General features: G+C 74.7%; 4 protein-coding genes. 3 read left to right on the top strand and 1 reads right to left on the bottom strand.

Annotation, left to right across the window (positions count from 1 at the left end):
* The first annotated feature begins 231 nt into the window (after positions 1 to 231).
* Together IDM29_RS15560 and IDM29_RS15555 are read left to right on the top strand one after the other, a co-directional pair.
* Positions 232 to 885 carry a TetR/AcrR family transcriptional regulator gene (locus IDM29_RS15560; RefSeq protein ID WP_182111907.1) on the top strand — a complete coding sequence of 218 codons (654 nt, stop codon included), beginning with the start codon at positions 232 to 234 and terminating at the stop codon, positions 883 to 885.
* A 122-nt stretch (positions 886 to 1,007) separates the two neighbouring features.
* Positions 1,008 to 1,238, top strand: a complete 231-nt coding sequence (locus IDM29_RS15555) for a DUF3107 domain-containing protein (protein ID WP_223148400.1) — start codon at positions 1,008 to 1,010, stop codon at positions 1,236 to 1,238.
* 15 nt (positions 1,239 to 1,253) lie between these two features.
* Here the strand turns inward: IDM29_RS15555 and IDM29_RS15550 are convergent, their stop codons facing one another.
* On the bottom strand, positions 1,254 to 1,982 hold the full coding sequence (locus tag IDM29_RS15550) for a ferritin-like fold-containing protein (protein WP_182111909.1): 729 nt from the start codon (positions 1,980 to 1,982) through the stop codon (positions 1,254 to 1,256).
* Positions 1,983 to 2,273: 291 nt separating this feature from the next.
* Between IDM29_RS15550 and IDM29_RS15545 the strand changes: the two genes are divergently transcribed.
* Positions 2,274 to 3,825 (top strand): DEAD/DEAH box helicase (locus tag IDM29_RS15545; protein WP_188037750.1); only part of this gene is annotated, 1,552 nt, incomplete at its 3' end.

Here is a 3,825-nt window from a genome sequence, read left to right as displayed (position 1 = left end):
TGCGCCACGGCACCGGTTGCGACGCCGGCGCCGAGCCCGAGCAGCGCCGCCACCGCGAGTGCGCCCGCCGGCACGCGGCGCTCGAGCAGGCGGCGCACCGGGGCGCGGCCCCGGGGCGACGGGTCGACGTGGGAGGGCACCGACCCATGGTGACACCCGGGCGGCGAGTCCGGGTACCACGGCCGAGGTCCGGGCCCCGCCGCGTGGGAGCCCTCTCGCTAGCATCGGCGGATGACCAGTCCTGGGCACCGGCCCCGCGCCGCGCGCATGGATCGCGATACGCGACGCGCCCAGGTGCTCGCCGTCGCGCAGGACCTGTTCGCGCGCGAGGGCTATCACCACGTCTCGATGGACGACATCGCCGAGCGTGCCGAGGTCAGCAAGCCGGTGCTCTACCGCCACTTCCCGTCCAAGCTCGACCTGTACCTCGCCGTCGTCGACCACCGTGGCGAGGCGCTCGTGGCCGCCGTCGACGACGCCCTGGCGACGGCCGGCCGGGGTGACCAGCAGAACGGCCGCGCCGTCGTCCGCGGGATCGTCCAGGCCTACGTCGAGTTCGTGGAGCACGCCGGCGACTCCTTCTCCCTGCTGTTCGAGTCGGACGTGACCCGGGACAGCGGTGTGCGCTCGCGCGTCGAGCAGGCCTCCGCGGACGCCGCGCACGCGATCTGCCGGGCCCTGCGCGAGCTGGCCGGGCTGCCCCCGGAGCAGGCGGAGCTGCTGAGCTCGGCCCTCGTGGGCATGGCCCGGGTGGCCGCCACGACCCGCTACCGCTCGCGGGAGGTCGGCGTCGAGGACACCGTGGAGCTGGTCACCCAGCTCGCCTGGCGCGGCGTCGCGGGCCTGGTCCGCGACCGCGAGTCCCCCGAGCCCACCGGCACGTGACCGGCGCCCCGCCGGGCGCGCGGCGTGATCAGCCCTGCGCGGACAGGGCGGGCCGAGCCCGCCGGGCCTGCCTAGGATGAACGGCAGGCAGGACGCAGGCACGACGGCGACAGACGGAGGCGATGGGCGTGGAGATCACGATCGGTGTGCAGCACGTAGCACGGGAGCTGGTGCTGGAGACCGACCAGACCTCGGACGACGTCGTCAAGGGCGTGCTCAAGGCGCTCGAGGTGGGCGCGCCCGTCGAGCTGACGGACACCCGCGGCCGCCGCGTCGTGGTCCCGGCGTCCGCGGTGGGCTACGTCGAGATCGGCGGCGACGAGAAGGGCAAGGTCGGCTTCCACAACCTCTGACGAGGCCGGCCGACCTCAGGGCGTGAGCCCGAGGCGCTCCATGCGGCGGCTGTGCTCGGCCGTGAGGGCGGAGAACAGCCGCTGCTGGGCGTCGCCGGGTGTGCCGACCTCGAGCAGGCCACGCAGGTCTGGGTGGTCCGCCAGGACGCGCTGCACGACGCCGAGCGCCTCGCCGACCAGGCGCCGTCCCCACAGCGCGAGGCGGGACGCGAGCGTCGGGTCCTGCGCGGCCGCGGCCGCGAGGGCGTCCACGACGAGCTCCGCGTACGCCTCGTCGGCGAGTACGTCGACCACCATGTCGCGCGTGTCAGGGTCGAGCCGCTGCGCGACGATCCGGCTGAAGTCGTCGGCCACGCCGTAGCCGACGTAGCCCTTGAGCAGCCGCTCCCACCAGGTCCCCGGGGCGGTGCGCTGGTCGAACTCGACGAGCACGCCCGCGAACGGCGCCATGACCGGCTCGAGGTCGTGGCCGAGCTCCTCCAGGCGCTCGGCCACCCGGTCCAGCCGACGCAGCGCGAGGCCGGCCAGGCGGCTCAGGCGCAGACGCTGCGAGAGCTCGGGCGCGAGGGCGGCGTCGGCCGCCAGCCTCGAGAACGCCGCGAGCTGGCCGTACGCGATCATCCCGAGCACCGCGTTCGTGCTCTCGGCGGAGGCCGGATCGGCTGCCGCGACGCCGTCCTGCGCGATCGCGGAGCCCGCCGTCGCCGGGCTCGCTGAGGGATCGGGGGCCACGGGGATGGTCATCGCACCAGGCTAGCCGCGCGCGCCCGGCGCGCCGCCCCGTCGCGCCGGGCGCGCGCCAAGGCATGTCCGGTAGCATGACTTCGTACATCGGTTGACCGGTCGTCCCGACATCCTCGCCCGCGAGCGCACGCTGCACCCGAGAACCACCCCCGAACCACCGCAGCGCGACGCCCCGCCAGGGCGGCGCCTTCCACGATCGGCTGCCGGCCCCCGCCCGCGGCGCGGCCCGCTCCCGGTGCGACGCGACGTCGCCCGATGCGTGTGGCCCCTCGGGCCGACCACCGGAGAACCATGACGACGAGCACCACCGAGCCGTTCGTGCCCGAGCAGCCCGAGGCGGCCGACGCCGCCTCGGTCCAGGACCAGGACCAGGTCCAGGGCCAGGGCCAGGGCACGACGAGCCAGAGCGTGCAGAGCACGCAGAACCCCTCCTTCGCCGAGTTCGGGATCCGCGAGGACATCGTCCGCGCGCTCGCCGACGCCGGCATCACGCACCCGTTCCCGATCCAGGCGATGACCCTGCCGGTCGCCCTGTCGCGGCACGACATCATCGGCCAGGCCAAGACGGGTACCGGCAAGACCCTCGGCTTCGGACTCCCCCTGCTCGAGCACGTCGTCGCCCCCGGCGAGGAGGGCTTCGAGCAGCTCCCCGCCCCGGGCAAGCCGCAGGCGCTCGTCATCGTGCCGACGCGCGAGCTCGCGGGGCAGGTCGCCGGAGACCTGCAGACGGCGTCGAAGCACCGCAAGGTCCGCGTGGTCCTGCTCTACGGCGGCCGGGCCTACGAGCCGCAGGTCGAGGCGCTCTCGCGCGGCGTCGAGGTCGTCGTCGGCACGCCGGGACGCATGATCGACCTGATGAACCAGGGGATCCTGGACCTCACCCGGGTGCGCACCGTGGTGCTGGACGAGGCCGACGAGATGCTCGACCTCGGCTTCCTGCCCGACGTCGAGAAGCTGCTCACGCGCACGCCGGCGTCGCGCCACACCATGCTGTTCTCGGCCACGATGCCCGGTGCGGTCGTCGCGATGGCGCGCCGGTACATGACGCAGCCGACCCACATCCGCGCGCAGGACCCCGACGACGGCGGCGCGACGCTCAAGGCGATCAAGCAGGTCGTCTACCGGGCGCACGCACTGGACAAGGTCGAGGTGCTCGCGCGGATCCTCCAGGCCCGCGGCCGCGGCCTGACCATCGTCTTCGCACGCACCAAGCGGACGGCCGCCAAGGTCGCGGACGACCTCGCCGAGCGCGGCTTCGCCGCCGGGGCGATCCACGGCGACCTGGGCCAGGGCGCGCGTGAGCAGGCGCTGCGCGCGTTCCGCTCCGGCAAGATCGACGTCCTGGTCGCGACGGACGTCGCCGCGCGCGGCATCGACGTCGACGACGTCACGCACGTCATCAACTACCAGTGCCCCGAGGACGAGAAGACCTACCTGCACCGCACCGGCCGCACGGGCCGCGCCGGGCGCACCGGCACCGCGGTGACGTTCGTCGACTGGGACGACGTCCCGCGCTGGGGCCTCATCGACCGGGCGCTCGACCTCGGCTACCCCGAGCCGGTCGAGACGTACTCCAGCTCGCCGCACCTCTACACCACCCTCGACATCCCCGAGGGCACGAAGGGGCGCCTGCCCAAGGCCGCCCAGACGCGCGCCGGCCTCGACGCCGAGGTGCTCGAGGACCTCGGCGAGACCGGCAAGCGCCAGGCGAAGAGCGGCGGCCGGCCCGACGCCGGTCGAGGCGACGGCCTGCGTGGCGGTCGCGGTGACGGCGGTCGCGGTGAGCGGCGCGACGGCGGTCGCGGCGAGCGCTCCGGCGAGCGCGGGGAACGCGGCGGTGAGC

It is taken from the genome of Actinotalea sp. JY-7885, assembly GCF_014525465.1.
Classification (GTDB): Bacteria; Actinomycetota; Actinomycetes; order Actinomycetales; family Cellulomonadaceae; genus Actinotalea.
The sequence above is the reverse complement of the archived record's forward strand: the minus strand, read 5'-3'. Positions and strand labels throughout refer to the sequence as shown.

Coding starts and splice junctions, on each gene's coding strand:
- IDM29_RS15550 (WP_182111909.1), bottom strand. CDS start 1,982: ATGACCATCCCCGTGGCCCCCGATCCCTCAGCGAGCCCGGCGACGGCG.
- IDM29_RS15560 (WP_182111907.1), top strand. CDS start 232: ATGACCAGTCCTGGGCACCGGCCCCGCGCCGCGCGCATGGATCGCGAT.
- IDM29_RS15555 (WP_223148400.1), top strand. CDS start 1,008: ATGGGCGTGGAGATCACGATCGGTGTGCAGCACGTAGCACGGGAGCTG.